Annotated in this window: 17 protein-coding genes and 1 riboswitch; of the genes, 12 read left to right on the top strand and 5 right to left on the bottom strand. The window is 65.7% G+C overall.

Annotation, left to right across the window (positions count from 1 at the left end; translation table 11 throughout):
* The first annotated feature begins 53 nt into the window (after nucleotides 1–53).
* Genes AC07P1_RS13855 through AC07P1_RS13840 form a run of 4 tightly spaced genes read left to right on the top strand, consistent with a single transcriptional unit; the run spans nucleotide 54 to nucleotide 3,787 of the window.
* On the top strand, nucleotides 54–551 hold the full coding sequence (locus AC07P1_RS13855; RefSeq protein WP_494696342.1) for a MarR family winged helix-turn-helix transcriptional regulator: 498 nt from the start codon (nucleotides 54–56) through the stop codon (nucleotides 549–551).
* Between the two features lie 13 nt (nucleotides 552–564).
* Nucleotides 565–2,712: an FUSC family protein gene (locus AC07P1_RS13850; RefSeq protein WP_494696341.1), complete on the top strand. Its 2,148-nt coding sequence runs from the start codon at nucleotides 565–567 to the stop codon at nucleotides 2,710–2,712.
* Nucleotides 2,702–2,902 carry a DUF1656 domain-containing protein gene (locus AC07P1_RS13845; protein WP_090315529.1) on the top strand — a complete coding sequence of 67 codons (201 nt, stop codon included), beginning with the start codon at nucleotides 2,702–2,704 and terminating at the stop codon, nucleotides 2,900–2,902. The genes AC07P1_RS13850 and AC07P1_RS13845 overlap by 11 nt, the downstream gene beginning before the upstream one ends.
* Nucleotides 2,903–2,926: 24 nt before the next feature.
* On the top strand, nucleotides 2,927–3,787 hold the full coding sequence (locus AC07P1_RS13840) for an efflux RND transporter periplasmic adaptor subunit (RefSeq protein ID WP_315217008.1): 861 nt from the start codon (nucleotides 2,927–2,929) through the stop codon (nucleotides 3,785–3,787).
* 6 nt (nucleotides 3,788–3,793) lie between these two features.
* On the opposite strand, the gene AC07P1_RS13835 is transcribed toward AC07P1_RS13840, so the two are convergent.
* From AC07P1_RS13835 to AC07P1_RS13825, 3 genes are all read right to left on the bottom strand, one after another.
* Nucleotides 3,794–4,540 carry an SDR family oxidoreductase gene (locus AC07P1_RS13835; RefSeq protein ID WP_494696340.1) on the bottom strand — a complete coding sequence of 249 codons (747 nt, stop codon included), beginning with the start codon at nucleotides 4,538–4,540 and terminating at the stop codon, nucleotides 3,794–3,796.
* A 46-nt stretch (nucleotides 4,541–4,586) separates the two neighbouring features.
* Complete coding sequence (locus tag AC07P1_RS13830) at nucleotides 4,587–4,919, bottom strand: hypothetical protein (RefSeq protein WP_315217005.1); 333 nt, start codon at nucleotides 4,917–4,919, stop codon at nucleotides 4,587–4,589.
* Nucleotides 4,920–5,049: 130 nt separating this feature from the next.
* A complete protein-coding gene (locus AC07P1_RS13825) occupies nucleotides 5,050–7,044 on the bottom strand; it encodes a TonB-dependent receptor (protein ID WP_494696339.1) in 1,995 nt (664 codons plus the stop codon).
* Between the two features lie 83 nt (nucleotides 7,045–7,127).
* Nucleotides 7,128–7,319, bottom strand: a riboswitch (cobalamin riboswitch).
* Nucleotides 7,320–7,530: 211 nt separating this feature from the next.
* Between AC07P1_RS13825 and AC07P1_RS13820 the strand changes: the two genes are divergently transcribed.
* On the top strand, nucleotides 7,531–8,343 hold the full coding sequence (locus AC07P1_RS13820; RefSeq protein WP_494696338.1) for a DODA-type extradiol aromatic ring-opening family dioxygenase: 813 nt from the start codon (nucleotides 7,531–7,533) through the stop codon (nucleotides 8,341–8,343).
* 97 nt (nucleotides 8,344–8,440) lie between these two features.
* On the opposite strand, the gene ylqF is transcribed toward AC07P1_RS13820, so the two are convergent.
* Entirely contained in the window at nucleotides 8,441–9,391 is a 951-nt protein-coding gene (gene ylqF, locus AC07P1_RS13815; RefSeq protein WP_494696337.1) for a ribosome biogenesis GTPase YlqF, read from the bottom strand.
* Between the two features lie 130 nt (nucleotides 9,392–9,521).
* Here ylqF and AC07P1_RS13810 point away from each other — a divergent pair, with 130 nt between their 5' ends.
* The 3 genes from AC07P1_RS13810 (at nucleotide 9,522) to AC07P1_RS13800 (ending at nucleotide 15,950) form a co-directional block, all read left to right on the top strand.
* The gene (locus AC07P1_RS13810) at nucleotides 9,522–11,507 is read left to right on the top strand and encodes an OPT family oligopeptide transporter (RefSeq protein WP_494696336.1); all 1,986 of its coding nucleotides are present in this window, start codon (nucleotides 9,522–9,524) and stop codon (nucleotides 11,505–11,507) included.
* A gap of 265 nt (nucleotides 11,508–11,772) precedes the next feature.
* Complete coding sequence (locus AC07P1_RS13805) at nucleotides 11,773–13,782, top strand: alpha/beta hydrolase family protein (protein WP_494696335.1); 2,010 nt, start codon at nucleotides 11,773–11,775, stop codon at nucleotides 13,780–13,782.
* A 128-nt stretch (nucleotides 13,783–13,910) separates the two neighbouring features.
* Nucleotides 13,911–15,950 (top strand): alpha/beta hydrolase family protein, encoded by a 2,040-nt coding sequence (locus AC07P1_RS13800; RefSeq protein WP_494696334.1) that lies wholly within the window; start codon nucleotides 13,911–13,913, stop codon nucleotides 15,948–15,950.
* A gap of 44 nt (nucleotides 15,951–15,994) precedes the next feature.
* Here the strand turns inward: AC07P1_RS13800 and AC07P1_RS13795 are convergent, their stop codons facing one another.
* Nucleotides 15,995–16,921 (bottom strand): histone deacetylase family protein, encoded by a 927-nt coding sequence (locus AC07P1_RS13795; protein WP_494696333.1) that lies wholly within the window; start codon nucleotides 16,919–16,921, stop codon nucleotides 15,995–15,997.
* Between the two features lie 130 nt (nucleotides 16,922–17,051).
* Between AC07P1_RS13795 and AC07P1_RS13790 the strand changes: the two genes are divergently transcribed.
* The 4 genes from AC07P1_RS13790 to mltB are packed head-to-tail and all read left to right on the top strand — an operon-like array spanning nucleotide 17,052 to nucleotide 22,151.
* Nucleotides 17,052–17,972, top strand: a complete 921-nt coding sequence (locus tag AC07P1_RS13790) for an AAA family ATPase (protein ID WP_315216991.1) — start codon at nucleotides 17,052–17,054, stop codon at nucleotides 17,970–17,972.
* Nucleotides 17,972–18,967 (top strand): DUF58 domain-containing protein, encoded by a 996-nt coding sequence (locus AC07P1_RS13785; protein ID WP_494696332.1) that lies wholly within the window; start codon nucleotides 17,972–17,974, stop codon nucleotides 18,965–18,967. Before AC07P1_RS13790 ends, AC07P1_RS13785 begins: the two co-directional genes overlap by 1 nt.
* Complete coding sequence (locus AC07P1_RS13780; protein ID WP_494696331.1) at nucleotides 18,964–21,015, top strand: transglutaminase TgpA family protein; 2,052 nt, start codon at nucleotides 18,964–18,966, stop codon at nucleotides 21,013–21,015. The genes AC07P1_RS13785 and AC07P1_RS13780 overlap by 4 nt, the downstream gene beginning before the upstream one ends.
* The gene (mltB, locus tag AC07P1_RS13775; protein WP_494696330.1) at nucleotides 21,006–22,151 is read left to right on the top strand and encodes a lytic murein transglycosylase B; all 1,146 of its coding nucleotides are present in this window, start codon (nucleotides 21,006–21,008) and stop codon (nucleotides 22,149–22,151) included. The genes AC07P1_RS13780 and mltB overlap by 10 nt, the downstream gene beginning before the upstream one ends.
* Nucleotides 22,152–22,400: the final 249 nt, after the last annotated feature.

Genomic DNA, 22,400 nt, shown 5'->3' with positions numbered 1-22,400 from the left:
GGGGAGCTTCCAAGTACAATCAATCCTTCAAAAATTATAAGAGGAGCAAGGCAATGAGCAGTTTTGAAGCGACTAAAAAACGCCTGAAAAACATCCATGCCCGCATGCCGGACTTCCCCGAGGATCTGATGCGCCTGATGCGCATGACCTACCACATCCAAAAACGGATGAAAGATTTGAGCAACGCCGCGCTGCGCAAATATGACCTGGTGGATGCCAGCTACATGGTGCTGGCGGTGCTGTATGGCTCGGACGACGAGACCTCCACCGCCTCCACGCTGGGCGAGGCTTGCATGGAGAAGCCCGCCAACCTGACGCGCGTGTGCAACGACCTGGAAGCGCAGGGACTGATCACGCGCGGCAACCGCCCGGGCGACCGCCGCTGCGTGATGATCTCGCTGACCGATACCGGACGCGCGCTGATCGCCAAGGTGCTGCCGGAAGTATGGGCCGCGACCACCCACGCCTACGACGGCTACAACGCGGAAGAAGTCAAACAACTGGAAGCCCTGCTGAAACGGCAGTTGAACAACCTGGAAGCACTTACATAGCCGAACCCACACGATGAACCCTCCCTCCGCCGCCACGCCAACACAAGAACACAAAGCGGCGCGGGGAGCGGTGAACAAGGGAGCGGCGTGGCTACGCTCCGAAACCGCCGGTTGGTTCGACACCGAAGGCCAGCGCTGGGTCTTCGTCGCCAAGGCCATGCTGGCCGCCTTCTGCGCCCTATGGCTGGCCTTCCGCCTCGGCCTCGACTCTCCCTCCACCGCGCTCGCCACCACCGTCATCCTCGCGCTGCCCAGCAGCGGCATGGTGCTGGAAAAAGCCTTCTACCGTTTCCTCGGCACGCTGGTCGGCTGCGCGGCCTCGCTGCTGCTGGTGGCGCTGTTCCCGCAGTCTGCGCCGGTGCTGTTCATCGGCGTGGCGCTGTGGGTCGCGCTGTGCACCGGCGGCGCCGCCATGCACCGCAACCAGCAATCCTATAGCTTCGTGCTGGCCGGCTACACCGCCTGCATGATCGTCGTTCCCGCCATCGACGCGCCGGCCCACGTATTCACGCTGGCCGTCACCCGCGTCACCGAGGTCGGACTGGGCATCATCTGCGCCGCCGTGGTGCATGACGTGATTTTTCCGCGCCGCCATTCGCACGCCGTCATGCGCACCGTGCAGACGCGCTACGCTGGCTTCATCACCTTTTGCCAGCAGGTGCTGGAACGGCGCCTGTCACCGGCGGAAGCGGAGCTGAACCACCTGAAGTTCGCCGCCGATATCGCGGCGCTGGAATCGGGCCGCGCGGCAGCCTTCTTCGAGGCCGACCACGCGCGCTCCCACACGCGCCAGCTGCACGCCTTCAACGCGGCTTTCATGACGGTGCTGACCACTTTCTATACACTGCACCGCCTGATCCACCGCCTGCGCGTCAACGCCACCGGCCCCGTGCTGGAGCTGGTGGAACCGATGCACGCGCATCTGGCGCGGGCGATGCAACCCGACCTGACCGCAGGCCAACTGGCACGGGTGCGCGTGGAACTGGCGAAAGACATCGCGGCGGCACGCGCGCGGCTGGCATCCACCCCGCTGGACGGGCGCCCGCAACAGATCGACTTCGACACGGCGGTCGAACTGCTGGATCGCTTCGTGCGTGATCTGGAGGAGTTCGCGGCGCTGTATCACGGCCTGACGCACGAAAAGCGCCGGCAGGTCAGCGATCCCGGCGCCTACACGCCGAAGACGCCGCCCGCCATCGTCGTCGCCAGCGGCTTGCGGGCCGGGGCCACCCTGCTGATCGCGGCTGCCGCATGGTACTGGCTGGCCTGGCCCTACGCCGCCAACGCCATCCTGATGGCGACCATCTTCTGCGCGCTGGCGTCGTCGTCGCCGCGGCCGACGGCGCTGGTGCAGCAGGTGCTGACCGGCTTCCTGATCGCCGCGCCCTTGGCCTTCCTCACCGAGTTCCTGCTGATGACGCGCGCCGACGACTTCGGCCCGATGGTGCTGGTGGCGTTGCCGCTGCTGGCGCTGGGCTCCTATCTGAGCACCGGTCCCAGATGGGCTGGCGTGGGTATCGGCATCGGCATGTTCTCGGCCACCCTGCTGGTGCCGGCCAACCAGATGCGCTACGACGTCGAGGCCTTCATCAGCAGCGAGCTGTCGCTGACGATGGGCGTGGTGGTCGCCTACGTGATGTTCAAGGTGGTGCTGCCCGAGCACACGATGGGCCACAAGGGCCATGTCGCCGCCGCGCTGTGGCGCGAGGCGTTGAACGCCTGCACGGCGCCGCTGAACCGGCTCAAGCGCCGTTTCGACAATCGCGTGCGCGATCTTCTGAGCCAGTTGAACGCGGCCTCGGGACCGGTGCCGGGAGAAGCGGCGCGCTCCGTGGTGCGCCAGGGACTGACCTTGCTGGAACTTGGCCACGCCGTCATCGAACTACGGCAATTGATCGCCGCCTCGCAGCCCGGTCCCGCGCGCCACGGCCTGCAGCAAGTGGTGCGACACCTGGCCGACTACCTGCGCGCGCCGACACCGGCGCACGGCGCGACCGCGCTGGAATCGCTGCTACACGCCGGCACGGCGGTGCGCGCGGTGCTGGCCGACGCCGCGCCCGAACGCCGCCTGCCGCTGCACACCGCGCTGACCGACCTGCATTCCATTTATACGTCCTTGCTGGACCAGCTATCAACAGGAGAACCCCATCATGCCGCGTGAAATCGACTTCTTCGGCGTACTGCTGCCAGGCGTACTGCCGCTGTTCCTCGTCAGCCTTCTGCTGCAGGTCGCGCTGGACAGTGTATTGAGCCACGTCGGCGCGTATCGTCAAAGCTGGCATCCGGCGCTGGTGCGCCTTTGCCTGTTCGTCTGCATCTTCGGCGCCCTGCTGCTGACGCTATACAAATAATCCAACCCATTTTCGAGAGCTAACGTGAGCGCATCCAAAATCTTCCGCTTTTTCCTGACCATGCTGCTATTGGCGGCGGCCCTGTGGATCGGGCGCACCGCCTGGGACCATTACATGGAATCGGCATGGACCCGGGACGGCCGCATCAAGGCCGACGTGGTCACCATCAGCGCCGACGTCGCCGGCACCGTAACCGATGTGATGGTGCGCGATAACCAGATGGTCAAGCAAGGCGACGTGCTGTTCGTCGTCGACAAGGCGCGCTACCAAAACGCGCTGGCGCAGGCCAACGCCATGCTGGCGTCGCAGCAGGTCGAGAAAGGCCGCCGCAGCAAGGAGGCCAGCCGCCGCGCGGCGCTGGACAGCTCCATCATCTCCGCCGAGAGCATGGAGACGGCCCAATTCGCGGTCGGCACCGCGTCGGCGCAATATCAGGCGGCGCTGGCCGCGCGCAACCTGGCGCAGCTCAATCTGGAACGCACGGTGGTGCGGGCGCCGGTGGCCGGCTATGTCACCAACCTGAACGTGCACGCGGGCGATTTCGCCGCCGTCGGCGCGGCAAAGCTGGCCGTCATCGGCAGCGAGTCGTTCTACGTGGTCGGCTATTTCGAGGAAACCAAACTGCCGCTGTTGAAGGTGAACGACCCGGTGCAAGTGCGCCTGATGAGCGGCGCGGCGCAACTGAGCGGCCATATCGAGAGCATCGCCCACGGCATCACCGACCGCGACGCCAGCGTGGGACGCGAGCTGCTGGCCGACGTCAACCCCACCTTCAACTGGGTGCGGCTGGCGCAGCGGGTGCCGGTGCGCATCCATATCGACCAGAAGCCCAAGGACCTGGCGCTGGTGGCCGGCACCACCTGCACGGTGGTGATCCACGGCTAACGGAGGCTAGCGCGAACCGGCGACGTCCAGGATCGCGCCGCTGACGTAGGAAGACTGCGGCGACAGCAACCACAGGATGGATTCGGCGATTTCCTCCGATTGCGCGGCGCGCCCCATCGGCAGGCTCGATGCCATCCGCGCCACCCGATCGGGCATGCCGCCGCTGGCGTGGATCTCGGTGTCGGTGACGCCGGGCCGCACGCAATTGACGCGGATGCCCTCCTCCGCCACTTCCTTCGACAAGCCCAGGGTCATCACATCGATGGCGCCTTTGGAGGACGCGTAGTCGATATAGGTGTTGGCGCCGCCATGCCGGGCCGCGCCGGAAGAGATGTTGACGATGCCGCCACCCTGTCCGCCGCTGCGCGTGGACATGCGTTTGACCGCCTCCCTGGCGCACAGGAAGGCGCTCATGATGTTGGTGGTGAAAACACGCTGCATCCGCTCGGCCGACATCTCGGCCAGCTTGCACTGTTGTTCCAGCACGCCGACGTTGTTGACCAGCGCCGTCATCGGCCCCAGTTGCGCGTCGACCGCCGCAAACAGGCGTAGCACGTCGGCCTCCACGCTCATATCGCCCCGCACCACGATCGCCTCGCCGCCCTCGCCGCTGATTTGCGCGCGCAGCTGTTCGGCCGCATCGCCGTTGCTGACGTAGTTGATGCAGACGGCGTAGCCACGGCGGCTCGCCATCAGGGCCGTCGCAGCGCCTATGCCCCGGCTGCTGCCGGTCACCACCATCACTTGTTTCATCGCTCGCCTTGTAAAAAAGCCCGCTGGCGCGGGCTTGTGGTTTGGACTATTTCTCCGGACTGGTGTTTTTCAGCGCGTAGGTCACATGCTGCCACCAGTGGTCGCGCGAATCGACGGTCCGCAGACATTTTTTGTCGATCTCGCCCTTGAACATAGGGTCTTCGCACTTTTTGGTCATCAACGCATAGCGCTGATTTTCCGCGTTGGCCAAGGCGACCACCAGCCAGAAGACGAGGCCCGCCAATACCACCACCAGGCTCCATGCGACATGGTTGATATACGCCCACTCGAACAGCGTCTCGATGGCCGGTGACGATTCCTTGTAAAGATGCATCACCTTGCCTTCGGCGGCCTTTCGTTCGTCGCTAACTTCTTTCATTTTCGTACCCGTTCCAAATTAAAGCGCATCTTCGCGCGGCGGGTGACAAATCAAGCCACGCCACGAGCGGAGATTACCACTTTTCAGGCGCGACGTGGCCGTTCGCGCCCGGGAGTGGGTTAAAACCGGCTTAAAACTCGTAGCGCGCCGACAGTTTCAGCTGGCGGCCGTCGGCGGCATAGATACCGCCCTTGCAAGAAAACGCTTGCGAATAGTACTGCTTGTCCGTCAGGTTCAGGCCGGACACCGCAAACTCCCACTGGCCGAACTTGCGGGCATAGCGGGCGTCGACGGTGGCGAAGCCGGGAATTTTTCCGGCGCAGCTGTTATCGAAGTCCGAGCCGTAACGCTGGCTGGCGACCCACTGCGTGCCGATATCGGCGGATTGGCCATCTGCCGGCGTCCAGCTCAGACGCGCGCTCAGCGTGTTTTTCGGCACCAGCACCATCTGCTTGCCGCTGTTGACGCCCTCGCGGAACTTGGCGTCGACATACTGGTAGTGCGCGCTGACGGTCCAGTCGGTGGCGATGCGCTGTTCCGCATCCAGCTCGAAGCCCCGGCGCTTGGTCGGGTCGAGGTTGACGTTGGCGCCGAAGCCGTTGACAGTCGGATCGTAGAATATCTCGTTGCTCAGGTTATGACGGAACACGCGCGCAGTCAGCTTGCGCGAGGCGTCGGCGTAGCTGGCGCCTAGTTCAAGATCGCGCGACTTTTGCGGCAGCAGCGCCACGTTGCTCACCCGCGTGAGCGCGTTCTCGTCGGCGTTGGCGATTCGATAGCTTTGACCAACCTTGCCGAACACCGTCACACCGGCAAGCGGCATATAGCTCGCTTGCAGCTCCCAAGCGTTCAGTCCCTGCGCGACGTCGTAGCCGGTAGAACCGAAACCACTCGAACTGCTGAAGTCCTTGTCGAAAATCTCGCGTCGTACCCCGGCCGAGATCCGGCCCTGATGCGCGGCGTCGAAGCGCAGCTCGTCGCGAAGATAAAACGCCTTCGATTTCTGCTCCGCGTCGGCGCTGGCGGCGGTACGCTCCCACTTGCTCAGGTCCACGCCGGCCACCACTTCATTGAGCATACCGCCGATCTCGCTCAAGCGGCGCAAGCGCGGCGAGAACTGAATCTGCTTGCTGTCGCTGGTGCCGACCGACGAACCGCCGTCGTAGAAGTACGCCGAATCGACGTTCTTCTTGCGATAAGACAGGTCGGCCGCCAGATCGTAGCCGGCCACCCGGTACTGACTGAAAACGGTGAGGCGATCGCTGTCGAGCGAGCCGTAGTTGTCGGGCGTGGTCGCCTGGCGAGGGTTGGCATTGAATTGCGCCTCGTTCAATGCCCCTGGCAAACGCATATCCTGGCGCGCGCCCTCGTAACGGAAGCCCACGCGACCGGCCTCGTTGAACCACTGCGCGCCGCCGCTGAACTGCGTTTGCTTGAATTCGTTGTTGTCGCGGTAGTTGTCGGTGCGCTGGTGACCCAGGGTCGCATCGGCCGCGAAGCCCTCCCAAGCCTGCGCGGCCGACACGCGCGCCTCGCCGGCGTTGAACCGGCCGCCCTCGACGAAAACGCTGCCACGGCGCGTGTTCTTACCGGGATTTTTGGTGACGATGTTGATCACGCCACCGGTGGCGCCGTCGCCGTACAACACGCTGGCGCCGCCGCGCGTGATTTCGATGCGGTCCACCGTATCGACCGGAATGGTCGACAGGATGGCGGTGCTCAGTTCATTTTCCGACAGGCGCACGCCATCGAGAACGATCACCAGATTCTGGCTGCTGTTGGTGCCGAAGCCGCGCAGATCGAGATCGAAATCCGGGCTGCCGTTCAGGCTTTGACGGCCGTAGACACCGCCGATCTTGCGGATCGCCGAATTGACGTCGCTGGCGCCGGAGCGGCGGATATCCTCGGCCGAGATCACCGTGGCGCCGATCGGCGCCAGGGCCGGATCGGCGTCGAAGCGGGAGCCGGTGATGACGACCGGCGCCAGCACCTGGGCGACCTGCGCGCCGACGGCTTCCTGCGCGGTGGCGGCGGCCGGGGCGATGGCGGCGGCGGTGAAGCAAAGGGAAACGGCGGCGGCCAGCAAACGTGGCGCCGAAGGCGGAACAAACGCGAAGGAATTCATGGCAAATCGTTTTCAAAAGAGACATCCGCGCCTGCGTCCCCGCAAGTCGGAAGTGTACGGAAGCCGCGCGCCGGTCGACGGCGCGCGCTCCCCCCTGTCTGGCCGATATCCGGGCTGGCCGGCGCGGTTGTCGGAGATATCTCGACAAGGCGCAGGCGTTACCGTTGCGGGGGCAGCACACCTTGGCCGGTTCGCGGAGTGCGAAAGCGGCCTGTGTTTCCCGTTTAACCGCGCACGTGAACACATGCGCAGGCACCAGAACCCGGGCATTATACGCCTGCCAACATCGACCAAGACCTGGGACCCAAGAACACCGTGGAGACACGTAGGGCGGATTAGGCGGAACGCCGTAATCCGCCACGCATGCGCCGCCACCAGCCCTCCATGATTCAGGAAATAGATATGACCTATCTACATTTCGCGCATTGATCGCCGGCCCCGGCATCCCTATAGTATGGATATCAACACCATACCCGGAGCACCACCATGAGCACCACCCAAACCCTCCCCACCTACTTCCTGTCCCACGGCGGCGGTCCGTGGCCATTCATGATGGACCAAGTAGGCCACCTCTACGCAAAACTGGACGCCTCGCTGCGCGACATCCCGCGCCAATTGGGCGTCACGCCGAAGGCGGTGCTGGTCGTCACCTCCCACTGGGAAGGCCGCGACTTCATGCTGTCGTCGTCGGCCAAGCCGCCGATGCTATACGACTACGGCGGCTTCCCTCCGCACACCTACGAGGTGCAATACAGCGCCCCCGGTGCGCCGGAACTGGCGGCGCACATCAAACAACTGCTCGATGCCGGCGGCCACCCCACGCAACTGGACGGGCAGCGCGGCTTCGACCACGGCACCTTCAGCGCCATGTACCCGGTGTATCCGAACGCGGACGTGCCGATCGTGCAGCTGTCGCTCAAGCAGGGACTCGATCCGAAAACGCATCTGGAGGTTGGCCGTCTGTTGGCACCGCTGCGCAAGGAAGGTGTGCTGATCATCGGCAGCGGCCTGAGTTACCACAATCTGCGGGCGTTCAACGCGCAGGGCGCGGCGGCGTCGCATCAATTCGACGGCTGGCTGCGGGCGGCCATGGCGCTGCCGCCGGCCGAGCGCTCGGCGGCGTTGATCGAGTGGGAAAAGGCGCCGGCCGCGCGCATGGCGCATCCGCGCGAGGAGCATTTGCTGCCGCTGATGGTGGCGTTGGGCGCGGCCGAAGACGAGCCGGCGTCCGTGCCGTATCACGAGGATGCGTTTATGGGGGCGCTGGCGGTGTCGAGTTTCCGGTTCGGCGGCGCGTAACCAACGCGGTCGGTGTTGGCGGCTCGTCGATGGCGGATTACGGCGTTCCGCCTAATCCGCCCTACGTGTCTCCTTGGCGGAGCGATATGCGGTGGTTTTACGTTCCGCGTTTGCCTTTGGCGTATTCGGCGGCCTTGGCTTCGGCGATCGCGGCTTTCTCGGCCGCCTTGGCCGCCGCCTCCACCGCGTACGTATCCAACCGCTCCTTGCGCGACGCCGGCGTCTCCAGCGAAATGCGGCCCAATGTGCCGCTACGGTAGTCGCCCAGGAAGGTGTGCGACGCCTTCTCGAAATCCAGGTCGCCGCCCTTCTGGCGGAAGCCGCGCTTGGCCGCCACGCCCTCCACCACCGCGATGCCGTCGAACGTTTCGATATCCTTGAAGCCATAGCGCGCCACCAGCAGCTGCGGGTAGTACTTCAGCATCTCGTCGGCCAGGAACACCGCCACCTCCTCCTCGATCAGCGCGTTCGAGCCGATGGCGTGGCTGGCGGCCAGCATCAAGCCGTCGCTCGGCAGCGCGATCTTCGGCCACAGCATGCCGGGCGTGTCGACCAGGATGGTGTTCTTGTCCAGATAAAGCTTCTGCTGCTGCTTGGTCACCGCCGGCTCGTCGCCGACCTTGGCCACTTTGCGCTTCAACAGCGCGTTCATCAGGGTCGACTTGCCGACGTTGGGGATCCCCATGATCATGATACGCAGCGGCTTGGTCGGCACGCCCCGGTGCGGCGCCAGTTGCTTGGCCAGTTCCGGCACGCGCGTGACGTCGGCCGGCTTCTTGGTCGTCATCGCGAACGCCGTCACGCCCTCCTGCGCGTTGTAATACGCTACCCACGCCGCCGTGGCGGCGGGATCGGCCAAATCGATCTTGTTGAGGATCTTCAAGCACGGACGCTGGCGGAACTTGCGCAGCTCCTCCACCATCGGATTGGTGCTGGCCTCCGGCAGGCGCGCGTCGACCACCTCGATCACCAGATCGGTGTTCTCCATCTGCTCCGCCGCCTTCTTCTTGGCGGCGTTCATGTGCCCCGGGTACCATTGTATCGACATGCGCTGACCTTCAAAATCGTTCTGACAATCCGCTATTTTACCTGCTGGCCCGTCCGGGATTCGGATATCATGAGTCGCTTTTCCGTTTTTCTGACCATATAAACAATATTTTTCAACCGGAGTGCTGAAGATGAGCATAGCTGCACCGTCCAACCCGAGGGAGATCACCCTCCGCGGCATTATCCTGGGCATCCTGATTACGCTGGTATTCACGGCGGCACAGGTCTACCTCGGCCTGAAAGTGGGCCTGACCTTCGCCACGTCGATCCCGGCGGCCGTCATCTCGATGGCGCTTTTGAGCGCTTTCAAGAACGCTACCATCCAGGAAAACAACATCGTCCAAACGATCGCCTCGGCCGCAGGCACCCTGGCGTCGGTGATTTTCGTGCTGCCAGGCCTGCTGATGATCGGCTGGTGGGCGCACGTGCCGTTCTGGCCGACCTTCGGCGCCTGCGCCATCGGCGGCGTGTTGGGCGTGATGTACACGGTGCCGCTGCGGCGCGCGCTGGTGTCGCAATCGAACCTGCCGTATCCGGAGGGTGTCGCCGCCGCCGAGGTGCTCAAGGTCGGCACGGCCTCGCGCGCCGGCGCGGCCGAGGGCAAGGCCGGTCTGCGCGCGGTGGTGCTGGGCGCCGTCAGCTCGGCGCTGTTCGCCGCCGGCGCCGCCGTCAAGGTCATGGCCGGTGAATTGTCGTTCTACTTCCGCACGGGCGCGGGCGCCACCGGCATCGGCGCCTCCGGTTCGCTGGCGCTGATCGGCGCCGGCCACCTGATGGGCATCACGGTCGGCCTGGCGATGCTCGCCGGCCTGGTCATCGCCTGGGGCATCATGGTGCCGCTGATGACGTCCCTGACCCCGGCCGCCGCCGGCGTCGACGCCGCCGGCCACGCGCTGGGCATCTGGAAAACCGAAGTGCGCATGATGGGCGCGGGCGTGATCGGCATCGCCGCGATCATCACGCTGGCCGGCCTGGCCAAGCCGATCTTCGGCGGCCTGAAATCGGCCATGGACACGGCGCGCCGCGCCAAGCTCGATGGCGCGGTACTGGAACGCACGGAGATGGATATGCCGATCTTCATCGTCGGCCTGGTCACCCTGGTGGCGATGGTGCCGGCCGGCTGGCTGCTCACCAGCTTCCTGCAAGGCGGCCCGCTGTCGTCGATCGCCTTCCCGCTGGTGGCCGTCGGCATCGGCTACATCCTGGTCGCGGGCATTCTCGCCGCGGCGGTATGCGGCTACATGGCGGGCCTGATCGGCTCCTCCAACTCGCCGGTATCGGGCATCGCCATTCTGACGATCCTGGGCGCGGCGCTGAGCGTGGGCATGGTCGGCCGCAGCATCATGGGTCCGGAAGTGGCGCAGGCGCTGATCGCCTTCGCGCTGTTCGTCACCACCGTGGTGCTGGCGGTGGCCGTCATCGGCAACGACAACCTGCAGGATCTGAAGACCGGCCAGCTGGTCGACGCCACGCCATGGAAGCAGCAGGTCGCGTTGCTGATCGGCGTGTTCGCCGGATCGTGCGTAGTGCCGCCGGTGCTGGAGCTGCTCAACCACGCCAACGGCTTCGTCGGCGCGCCGAATCTCGATTCGATCTCGGACCAGCCGCTGGCCGCGCCGCAGGCGTTGCTGATCTCGACGCTGGCCAAGGGCGTCATCGGCGGCAACCTGCAATGGAACCTGCTCGGCTACGGCGTGATGGTCGGGCTGCTGCTGGTGGCGATCAACTTCGTGCTGAAAAAAGCCAGCAACGACAAATACAGCCTGCCGCCGCTGGGCGTGGGCCTGGCGATCTACCTGCCTAGTTCGGTGATCACGCCGGTGGTGGTGGGCGCGGTGGCCGGCTACTTCTTCGAGCGCGCCTGCGGCAAATCGGCCGGCGGCGAAACGGCCAAGCGCCTCGCGGTGCTGGTGATGTCGGGCTTCATCGTCGGCGAGAGCCTGTTCAACGTCGCGCTGGCCGGCCTGATCGTGCTGTCGGGCGAAGGCGAACCGCTGGCGATCCACACCTCGCTGAGCGAATCGCACTCGATGATCATCTCGTTGGTCGTCGCCGCGTTCGTGGTGGTGGGCCTGTACCGCTGGTCGTCCAGGAACGGCAAGGCCGTCAACGCCTGATACAAAGCAGCAACCCGCAACTCCGGGGTCAGGTCCACCATTTCTACACAAGCTGAACCGTAACGGGACACTCGCCCGCCTTACAGCCCAGGACGTGTAGAAATGGTGGACCTGACCCCGGAGTTGTTTTTGGATCAGGGGCATTCCGTTCGGCGACGCACGACGGCGCAGTGCGATTGCGCCACAGTCATCTTGCGCCCAGGATAGACGAATTTGCAATTCGGAACTATAATTGGCAAATTCTTAACATCAACCGGGCTTCCGCATGCGCCGCAACCTTCTCCTCCGCCTTACCGCCCCCTTGTGTCTGGCCGCACTGTCGCATGGCGCCGGCGCGGCCGACGACCTGCCCGCCGTCGCCGCGTTCTTCCAGACACCGCAGATCAGCCATGTGAGCCTGTCGCCCAACGGCGCTTATGTGGCGATAGCCACCATCCTGTCCGATGGCACGCCGGCGCTGGTCATCCGCGACACAGCCGCCCCCGAGGAAGCCAAGGTCGTCAGCCAGCTCGACCCTACGATGGCGGCGTTCTACGACGTCCACTGGGTCAACGACAAGCGGGTCGGCTACACCGTCAAGAACCTGCACATGGGCGCGCGCACCAATCTCGACGAGTTCGCGGTCGACCGCGACGGCGGCGTCAGGAAACATCTGATCAACGGCAACTGGGGATTCAAGCCCGAGAAGGCGATCGGCACCTTGATCGCGCCGCGCATGCTGACGGCCGACTACGCCTTCCACAGCGTCACCTATGACGGCTCCGACGACATCATGGTCGAGAAATACACCTGGAACAGTGCCGACCTCGCGCCGGCGTCGTCGCGCCTGTACCGGCTCAATACGCGCAGCGCCTCGCTCAGCTCGGCCTTCGAGGGGCCGCAGCCCGAATCCAGCAAGAGCTGGCTGACCGACGGCAACGCCGTCCCCCGCATCGTCATGTCCGAAGTCAAGGGCCGCTGCATCACCTCGTACCGCCAGCCGGCCGATACCAGTTGGGAGCAGATCGACAGCGGCCCGTGCTTTAAATCGAAACGCTTCACGCCCTTGTTCTTCGACGGCGCCGACACGCTGTTCGTGCAGGCGGTCCACAAGGACCTGGCGGCACTGTTCCGCTACGACCTGAAAACCAGGAAGCTGGCCGCCGAGCCGATCATGGAAACCCCGGGCTTCGATTTTTCCGGCTCGCCCGTGATCGACTACGCGTCCAAACGCTTGGTCGGCATCCATTTCACCACCGACGCCGGCGGCACCGTCTGGCTCAACGCGGCGCTCAAGGCCGATCAGGCCAAGATCGACGCCGCCCTGCCCGGCTTCATCAATACCATCGAATGCGCCCGCCAATGCCTGGAGTCACCGGTGCTGCTGGTCAGCTCGACGTCGGACCGCCAGCCGAGGCAGTACGCGCTCTACACCCGCGCCACCGGACAACTCGTCGGGCTGGGCAGCATCCATCCGGCGCTCAAGGCGGCCCAGTCCGGCGCCCGCGCCTTCCACCGCTACACGGCCCGCGACGGGCGCGTCATCCCGGCCTACGTGACAATGCCGGCGGTCAAGGCGGCCGGTCCGCAAGCGGCCGTGGTGCTGGTGCACGGCGGCCCCGGGGTGCGCGGCAGTTCATGGGAGTGGGACGGCGAGGCGGCGTTCCTGTCGTCGCGCGGCTACGTCGTCATCCAGCCGGAATTCCGCGGCGGCGCCGGCTTCGGCGCGTCCCACTTCGAGGCCGGCTGGAAGCAATGGGGCGGCGCCATGCAGGACGACCTGGCCGACGCCGCCCGCTGGGCGGTCAAGCAGGGCTGGGCCGATCCCAAGCGCATCGGCATCATGGGCTCCTCCTACGGCGGTTACGCGACGTTGATGGGACTGATCAAGGATCCTCAGATCTTCCGCGCCGGGGTCGAATGGGCGGGCGTGACCGACCTCACATTGATGTTCACCTCGTTCGAGTCGGACGCCTCGCAGGAGAACCTCGGCTACAGCATGCGCACGCTGATCGGCGATCCGGACACCGACGCCGGGCTGTTCCAGAAGAACTCGCCGTTGCTGCGGGCGGCCGAACTCAAGCAACCGTTGCTGATAGCGCACGGCGGCGACGACCGCCGCGTGCCCGTCGATCACGCCCACCGCTTCGCCGGCGCCGTCCGCAGCCACAACGACAAGGTGACCCAGCTGATTTACGATAACGAGGGTCATGGCTGGCGCACCGAAAAGACCCGGGTCGATTTCTGGGGACGGGTGGAAACCTTCCTCGACAAAAACGTCAAGCAGGCCCAGTAGTGTAAGCAAACGGTGCCGGCCGGGACCACAAAGAGGGCGGTTGCAGCAAGGCGATCTTGCGCCGGCGCATGGACAAATAGTTCCATACGACATAGGATTATCAAATCCTTAACCACCCTGGCCATCGCATGCGACGCTCACCTCCCCACCTGTTGGCCGCCGCACTGTGCGCGGCCACGCTACACCCCGGCGCCGGCGCCGCCGAGAATCCCCCTGCCGCCGCCAACGACATGCCGGCCGTCGCCAGCTTCTTCCAGACCAGCCAGGTCAGCCACGCCGCACTCTCGCCCAAGGGCGGTTATGTGGCCATGGTCACCATGCTGCCCGACGGCACGCAGGCACTGGTGATCCGCGACACCGCCGACCTCAAACAGGTCAAGGTCGTCAGCCGGGTCGATCCGGAGACGGCGGTGTTTCACGCCACCCATTGGATCACCGAGAACCGCATCGGCTTCACGCTGAAAAACATGCGCCTGAACTTCGAGACCAATCTGGACGAGTTCGCCATCGACCGCGACGGCGGCAACCACCGGCATCTGATCAACGGCAACTGGTCGCATAACAACGACGCGCCACCGACCGGTTCGATGCTGACCAGCCGCGTGCTGACCGCCGACTACGCCTTCCACGGCGCCGCCAACGACGGTTCGGACGACATCCTCGTGAAAAAATACCGCTGGAACCACACCGACATCGGCCCCGCCTCGTCGCGCCTGTACCGGCTCAACACCCGCACGCTCAAGCTGAGCAGCACGTTCGAGGGCACGCAGCCCGAGGCCAGCGATCAATGGATCACCGACGCCAATGCCGTGCCGCGCGTGGTGCTGTCGCAGGTCAAGGGCCGTTGCATCGCCTCCTACCGCCAACCGGACGCGACGAACTGGGCCCAGATCGACAACGGCGTTTGTTACGAGAACCGGCGCTTCACGCCGCTGTTCTTCGACGGCGCCGACACGCTTTACGTGCAAGCGTCACACAAAGGCTACGCCGCGCTGTTCCGCTATGACCTGAAGACCATGGCGATGGACAAGGAGCCGACCGTGCAGGCCGAGGGCTTCGATTTCCGCGGCACGGCCGAAATCGACTACCCGACCAAACGGCTGATCGGCATCCACCTGGAAACCGACGCCGACACCACGGTCTGGTTCAACGGACGCATGAAGGCCGACCAGGCCAAGATCGACGCCGCCCTGCCCGGCACCATCAACACCGTGCTGTGCGGCGCGGACTGCCTCGGCTCGCCCGTGCTGCTGATCCGTTCGGCCTCCGACCGCGAGCCGCCGCAATACGTGCTCTACACCCGCGCCACCGGCGCCGTGATCGGCCTGGGCGGCATCCATCCCGATCTCAAGCCAGCGCAGATGGGGCCGCGCAGCTTCCACCATTACACGGCGCGCGACGGCCGCGCCATTCCCGCCTATGTGACCATGCCGGCCGTCAAGGCGGCCGGGCCGCGGCCGGCGGTGGTGCTGGTGCACGGCGGCCCGCACGTGCGCGGCGCCGCGTGGGAGTGGGACCAGGAGGCCGCCTTCCTGGCCTCGCGCGGCTATGTGGTGATCCAGCCGGAGTTCCGCGGCAGCACCGGCTTCGGCCTGGCGCACTTCGAGGCCGGCTGGAAGCAATGGGGCGGCGCGATGCAGGACGATCTGGCCGACGCCGCGCAATGGGCCGTCAAGCAGGGCTGGGCCGATCCCAAGCGCATCGGCATCATGGGCGCCAGCTACGGCGGCTACGCCACGTTGATGGGACTGATCAAGGACCCGCAAATCTTCCGCGCCGGCGTGGCATGGGCGGGCGTGACCGATATCAAACTGATGTTCACGGCGAGCGAGTCGGACGCGTCGCAAGAGGACCTCGGCTACAGCATGCGCACCCTGATCGGCGACCCGGACAGCGCCGCCGACGCCGACATGTTTCGCAAAAATTCGCCGCTACTGCGCGCGGCCGAACTCAAGCAACCGCTGCTGATGGCGCACGGCGCCGGCGACCTGCGCGTGCCGATCGTCCACGCCAGCCGCTTCCGCGACGCCATCAAGGCGCACAACCCCAACGTCACCTCCGTCATCTACGACAACGAGGGCCACGGCTGGCGCAACGAGAAAACCAATATCGCCTTCTGGCGGCAGGTCGAAGCCTTCCTCGACCAGCACCTCAAGCGCGCTGAATAGGCTGCGGCGGGCCGGGGCGAACCCGGCCGCCACGGCCGGCGGCCTCAAATCTCGGCCAGCGCCTTCAAATGCGCCACCACGCTGCGGCCCAGCGCCGACAGGTTGTAGCCGCCCTCCAAACAGCTGACGATGCGGCCCTTGCCGTACAGGCGCGCCACCTCCATCACCTGTTCCGTCATCCACGCGTAGTCCGCCTCGACCAGGCCCATGCCGCCGATGTCGTCCTCGCGGTGGGCGTCGAAACCGGCCGAGATGAAGATCATCTCCGGCTTGAACGCGTGCAGCGCCGGCAGCCACTGGTCGGTGACAATCTTGCGCACGGCGTCGCCGTTGGTGGCCAGCGGCACCGGCACGTTGACCAGGTTGGCGGTGATCGGCTCGGGCTCGGTGTACGGATAGAACGGGTGCTGGAAGAAGCTCACCATCAACGCGCGCGGCTCGTTGAGGAAGGCTTCCTCGGTGCCGTTGCCGTGGTGGACGTCGAAGTCGACGATGGCCACCCGCGCCAGGCCGCGCGCGTCGAGCGCGTGCTTGGCCGCGACGGCGACGTTGTTGAACAGGCAGAAGCCCATCGGTTCGATCGGCCGCGCGTGGTGGCCGGGCGGACGCACCGAGCAGAAGGCGTTGTCGATCTCGCCATCGATGACGGCGTCGGTCGCGGCCACGGCGGCGCCGGCGGCGCGCTGCGCGGCCAGCCAGCTCCAGGCGTTGAGCGAGGTGTCGCCGTCGATCGGATAGGTGCCGCCCGGCGCCGGCACGTTGTCGCGCACGATGGCGATGGCGTTGCGGCTGTGGTTGCGCTCGAGGTCGGCCAGCGCCACCAGCGGCGCCTCGCGGTGCTCCAGCAGGTCGCTGATGTGCGATCCGATCAGCTGGTCCGCGATGGCTTGCAGGCGCGCCGGGGATTCGGGGTGCCACTCGCCCATGTCGTGGCGCTGGCAATCGGGATGGCTGTAAATGGCTGTGGTCATGTCTATGGTTTTTACAGGGCGGTGAATGCTCTCTCACTACGCTATATCCGCTGCGCGGTTTCTCGCATAGAATCGTTCAAACGCCGCGCCTGATTCTGCTGATCCCAGGCGCTAATCTACCATACATATCATGTACACAAAATTGCACGCGGTGGCACGCCAGGTCGGAGACATCATTGTCGGCAAGGACTTGCAGATACGTCAAGCGCTCACTTGCCTGCTGGCCGGCGGCCACCTGCTGGTCGAGGACGTTCCTGGTGTGGGCAAGACCACCCTGGCGCACGCGCTGGCGATCTCGCTGGGGCTGCGCTTCAACCGCATCCAGTTCACCAGCGACCTGCTGCCGGCCGACGTCAACGGCATTTCGATCTACGAGCGCGAGAAGAACGGCTTCGTGTTCCATCCCGGCCCGATCTTCACCCAGGTGCTGCTGGCCGACGAGATCAACCGCGCCACGCCGAAGACCCAATCGGGCCTGCTCGAGGCGATGGAGGAGCGCCAGGTCAGCGCCGACGGCGTCACCCGCCCGCTGCCGCTGCCGTTCTTCGTCATCGCCACGCAGAATCCCACCCACCAGATCGGCACCTTCCCGCTGCCGGAATCGCAGCTGGACCGCTTCCTCATGTGCCTGTCGCTGGGCTATCCGGACGCCGCCGCCGAACGCGCGCTGCTGATGGGCGAGGACCGCCGCGTGCTGCTCAAGACGCTGCCGGCGGCGATGACGCCGCCCGAGCTGGCCGCCGCCCAGCTATCGCTCAAGCAGATCCACGTGTCGCCGTCGTTGGTCGACTATGTGCAGGCGCTGGCGGCCGCGTCGCGCCAGAACGGCATGTTCGCCGAAGGCATGAGCCCGCGCGCGGCCATCGCGCTGCTGCAGGCGGCGCGCGCCTGGGCCGCGCTGGAGGGACGCAACCACGTGCTGCCCGAGGACGTGCAGGCGGTGCTGGTGCCGGTCTGCGCGCACCGCCTGCGCCCGCTCAAGGCGGCGCACGGCGTGGCGCTGGCCAGCCGCGACCTGGTGCTGCAGTTGCAAAAATCGGTGCCACTGTAGTGAATTCCGGCCTGCAAGCGCTATACCGCAAAGGCAGGGACAAATGGCTGTTCCAGCTGCGCGACAGCGAGCCGGGCGAGGTCACCCTGACGTCGCGCCGCGTCTTCATCGTGCCCACGCGCGCCGGCCTGTCCTTCACCCTGCTGCTGCTGATCATGCTGATCGGCGCCCTCAATTACAACCTCGGCCTGGGCTTCGCGCTGACCTTCTTCACCGGCGCCTGCGCGGTGGCCGACATGTTCCTGACAGCGCGCAACCTTGCATTGCTGAAGCTGGCGCCGGGCCGCGCCCAGCCGGTGTTCGCCGGCGAGGAGGCGCAGTTCGAGCTGCATTTGGCCAACCCCACCAGGCTCGAGCGCTACGCCATCTGGCTCGGCTTCCAGACGCAGGGCGAGCCACGCCAGGCGACCGACGTGGCGGCCGGCGGCGCCAGCGCGGTGGTGCTGTCGCTGCCGACGCGCGAGCGCGGCTGGCTGGCCGCGCCGCGCATCCAGCTGACGACACGTTTTCCGCTCGGCCTGTTCAAGGCATGGAGCTACTGGCAGCCGGAACTGCGGGTGCTGGTGTATCCGGCGCCGGAGACGCCGGCGCAGCCGCTGCCGTCGCGCGGCGCCGCCAGCGAGGACGGCCACGGCACCGTGGGGCTAGATAATTTCGCCGGCATCCGCAGCTACCAGCAAGGCGACCCGATGCGGCACCTGGCGTGGCGCCAGATCGCCCGCCACGATCCGGCGCTGGGCGGGCAGCTGGTGACCAAGCATTTCGAGGGCGGCGCGGTGGCCGAACTGGCGCTGGACTTCGCCGACCTGCCGCTGCAGCTGGACCTGGAACTGAAACTGTCGCGCATGACGCAATGGGTGCTGGAGGCGGAGCAGCGCGCCCTGCCCTACACTTTCCGTCTGGCGCAGCACGCCTACGGTCCGGCGCTGGGCGACGCCCACCGCGCCGCCTGCCTGCGCGCGCTGGCATTGTTCGGCCGGGAGGGCGGCGCATGAGCGATGCTCAGCGGCGCGGCCCCAAAGTGGGACTCGGGGGGCGCCTGGCGGCCCTGCCGCGCGACAAGGCCGACACCCTGCTGCTGCTCACCGCCGCGCTGATGGTGCTGGCGCCGCACTTCGCCCACCTGCCGCCGTGGGTCAGCGCGGCCGTCTGCGCCACCCTGCTGTGGCGCGCGGCCATCACCTGGCGCGGCAAGCGCATGCCGCCGATGTGGCTGCTGGTGCCGGTCGCGGTGGCGGCGATGGCCGGCGTCTACCTCACCTACCGCACGCTGCTGGGCCGCGACGCCGGCGTCGCCATGCTGACCCTGCTGCTGGCGTTCAAGCTGCTGGAGATGCGCGCCAAGCGCGACCTGTTTGTCGTGGTCTTCCTCAGCTTCTTCGTGCTGCTGACCAGCTTTTTCTATTCGCAGACGATGCCGGCGGCGCTGTTCATGGCCGCCACCTTGATCGTGCTGCTGACGGCGCAGCAATCGTTCCAGTACACCGGCACCGTGCCGCCGCTGGCGCGGCGCCTGCGCACCTCGATCAAGCTGTTCCTGCTGGCCGCGCCGCTGGCGCTGCTGATGTTCATCGGTTTTCCGCGCGTCCAGGGGCCGCTGTGGGGCATGCCGGGCGACGCCCACAGCGGCCGCAGCGGCATCTCCGACAGCATGGCGCCGGGCACGCTGTCGTCGCTGGCCCAGTCGGACGAGGTCGCCTTCCGCGTGCGCTTCCTCGACCAGGCGCCACCGCAGAACCAGTTGTACTGGCGCAGCATCGTGCTGGGCGACTACGACGGCCGCACCTGGACCCGCGTGCCGCGCCGGCGCGGCGCGCAAAGAGCGGACATCGCCATCAGCGTGCGCGGCCAGGCCGTCCGTCACGAGGTGACGATGGAACCGACCGGCAAGCGCTGGCTGGCGCTGCTGGAGTTGACCGGCCCGCGATTCGGCGTACCGGGCTTCAACGTGCGCGAGTCGGACGAGATGGAACAGTTCACGATGGAACCGGTTGCCCGGCGCGTGCGCTACGCCGCCAGCGCCTACGTCGATTTTCAATTGCAAGCCAATGAGCAGCCGGAGAACCTGATGCGCTGGCTGGAACTGCCGGACGGTTTCAACCCGCGCACCCTGGCGCTGGCGCAACGGCTCAAGCAAGCCGTGCCGCCGACGGCGAACGGCCAGCCCGACGCCGGCCAACTGTCGCGGCAAGTGCTGTCGATGTTCCGCCGCGACACCTTCAGCTACACCTTGCAGCCGCCGCTGGCCGGGCGCGACATGGTCGACGACTTCCTGTTCACCAGCAAGGCCGGCTTCTGCGAGCACTATTCCGGCGCCTATGTGGTGTTGATGCGCGCCATGGGCGTGCCGGCGCGCGTGGTCACCGGCTACCAGGGCGGCGAGATGAATCCGCTCGACGGCTACCTGACGGTGCGCCAGTCCGACGCCCACGCCTGGGCCGAGATCTGGCTGCCGTCCCTGGGCTGGCGCCGGGTCGATCCCACCGGCGCGGTCGCGCCCGAGCGTATCGCCCGCAATCTGGCGCGGGCGCTGCCGGCGCCGTCCGCCTTCGGCTTCGGCCAGTTCATCGAGCTGCAAAACGATCCCGATTCGTGGCTGGCGCAACTCAGATTCCGCTATGCCGCGTTGAATAATTCTTGGAATCAATGGGTCCTGGATTACAATCCAGACAGGCAGCGAAGTTTCCTTGCAGAACTAGGTTCCGTGTTCGGCAACTGGCGCAGCGCACTCGGTGCGGCATTGGTCTGCGCGCTGGCCTGGCTGCTGCATTGGCGGCGGCAGCGCCGGCCGGCAGCGCCGCTCGACGCACTGTACCAGGCCTTTTGCCGGCTGCAAGCGCGTCACGGTTATGCGCGGCGCCCCGATGAAGGCCCGCTCAGCTATGCTGCCCGTCTGCGGGACATGCCCGCCAGCGCGGACAAACACGCGGCGATGGAGACCTTTTTAACCCTGTACGGCGCGCTGAAATACGGCGGCGCCGGGGCCGAACAACGAACGGCGTCGCTCAAGACGCTGAAAACACTGTTACCTTTATGCCGATGAAGACTCTGATTACTCCCCTGCTGGCCGCCGCGCTGCTGACCGCCGCCGGCGCCGGCCACGCGCAAGTCGACCGCTACGGCTACAAACTGCCGCCCAGCATGCAGCAAAAAGCCAAGAAGAAAAAAGCCCCGCCCGTCAAAAAGAAAACCGTGCCCGCCATCGACTACGTCGGCGAATACGTCAATTTCGGCGAATGGAAGGAAGTGCGCGCCTTTCTCGACGACGTCGCCAGCCGCAACGGCTTCGACCGCAAGGAGCTGGACACCCTGATGGCCCAGGTCCGCTATGTGGACGCCACGGTACAGCTGGTCAAGCCGGCGCCGCCGGGCAAGCCGAAAAACTGGAAGGCCTACAGCGCGCTGACGATCGAGCCGGTGCGGGTCGACGGCGGCGTCAAGTTCTGGAACGACAACGCCGAGGCGCTCAACCGCGCCGAGGCGCTGTACGGCATCCCGGCCGAGATCATTGTCGGCATCATCGGCGTCGAGACCGTGTACGGCCGCGTCACCGGCCGCTTCCGCGTCGTCGACGCGCTGACCACGCTCGCCTTCTCCTATCCGGAAGCGCCGCAGCGCGCCGCCCGCATGGAATTCTTCCGTGGCGAGCTGGAGGCCACGCTGGTGTTCGCGCGCCGCGACGGCATCGACCCGCTGTCGCTGCGCGGCTCGTTCGCCGGCGCCATGGGCATGCCGCAGTTCATGCCGAGCAGCCTGATAAAGTACGCGGTCGACTTCGACGGCAGCGGCCACATCGACCTGCTCGGCTCCAGCACCGACGCCATCGGCAGCGTGGCCGCCTTCCTGGCGGCGCATGGCTGGCAACGCGAAAACGCCGGACCGCTGGTATACGCGGCCACGGTGTCGCCCAACAAGGCGTGGGAACCAATGCTGCACCAGGGCCTGACGGCAAAATATCCACCCCAGGACTTGATAGCCGCGGGGGTCACCACCACTGTACCTGTGCCGGAGCAGCAGACCTATGGCCTGGTCGATCTGCAAAACGGCGCCGACCCAACCGAATACTGGTTGGCCAACAGTAATTTCTTTGCAATTACCCAATACAACCGCAGCTATTTCTATGCGATGTCGGTGATCGAGCTGGGCCGCGCGGTGCGGCTGGCGCGCGGCGGACTGTAGAAATTTTGTCCGGCCACGTGTAAGGATGGCAAAGAGGGATGTAAGCAACAGTAACGAATATTGTTCGCCCCACTTGCACGCGGTATTGTTTAGTTGACACTTGGAAATTATTCATCCAAACTGGCTTCTAGAGCATCAAATCATAAGCATCCATACAACGAAATTGTTTTATAATTAACTTTAGTTGCTAAATAATAGCGTGCACCATAGCGTAGCACAGGAGTCGGTGTATAATTCTCACACAATGTT

The sequence above is a fragment of the Duganella sp. GW821-FHT07F09 genome, from assembly GCF_059418705.1.
Note: the sequence above shows the minus strand (reverse complement) of the source record. Positions and strands in the feature narration are given on the sequence as shown.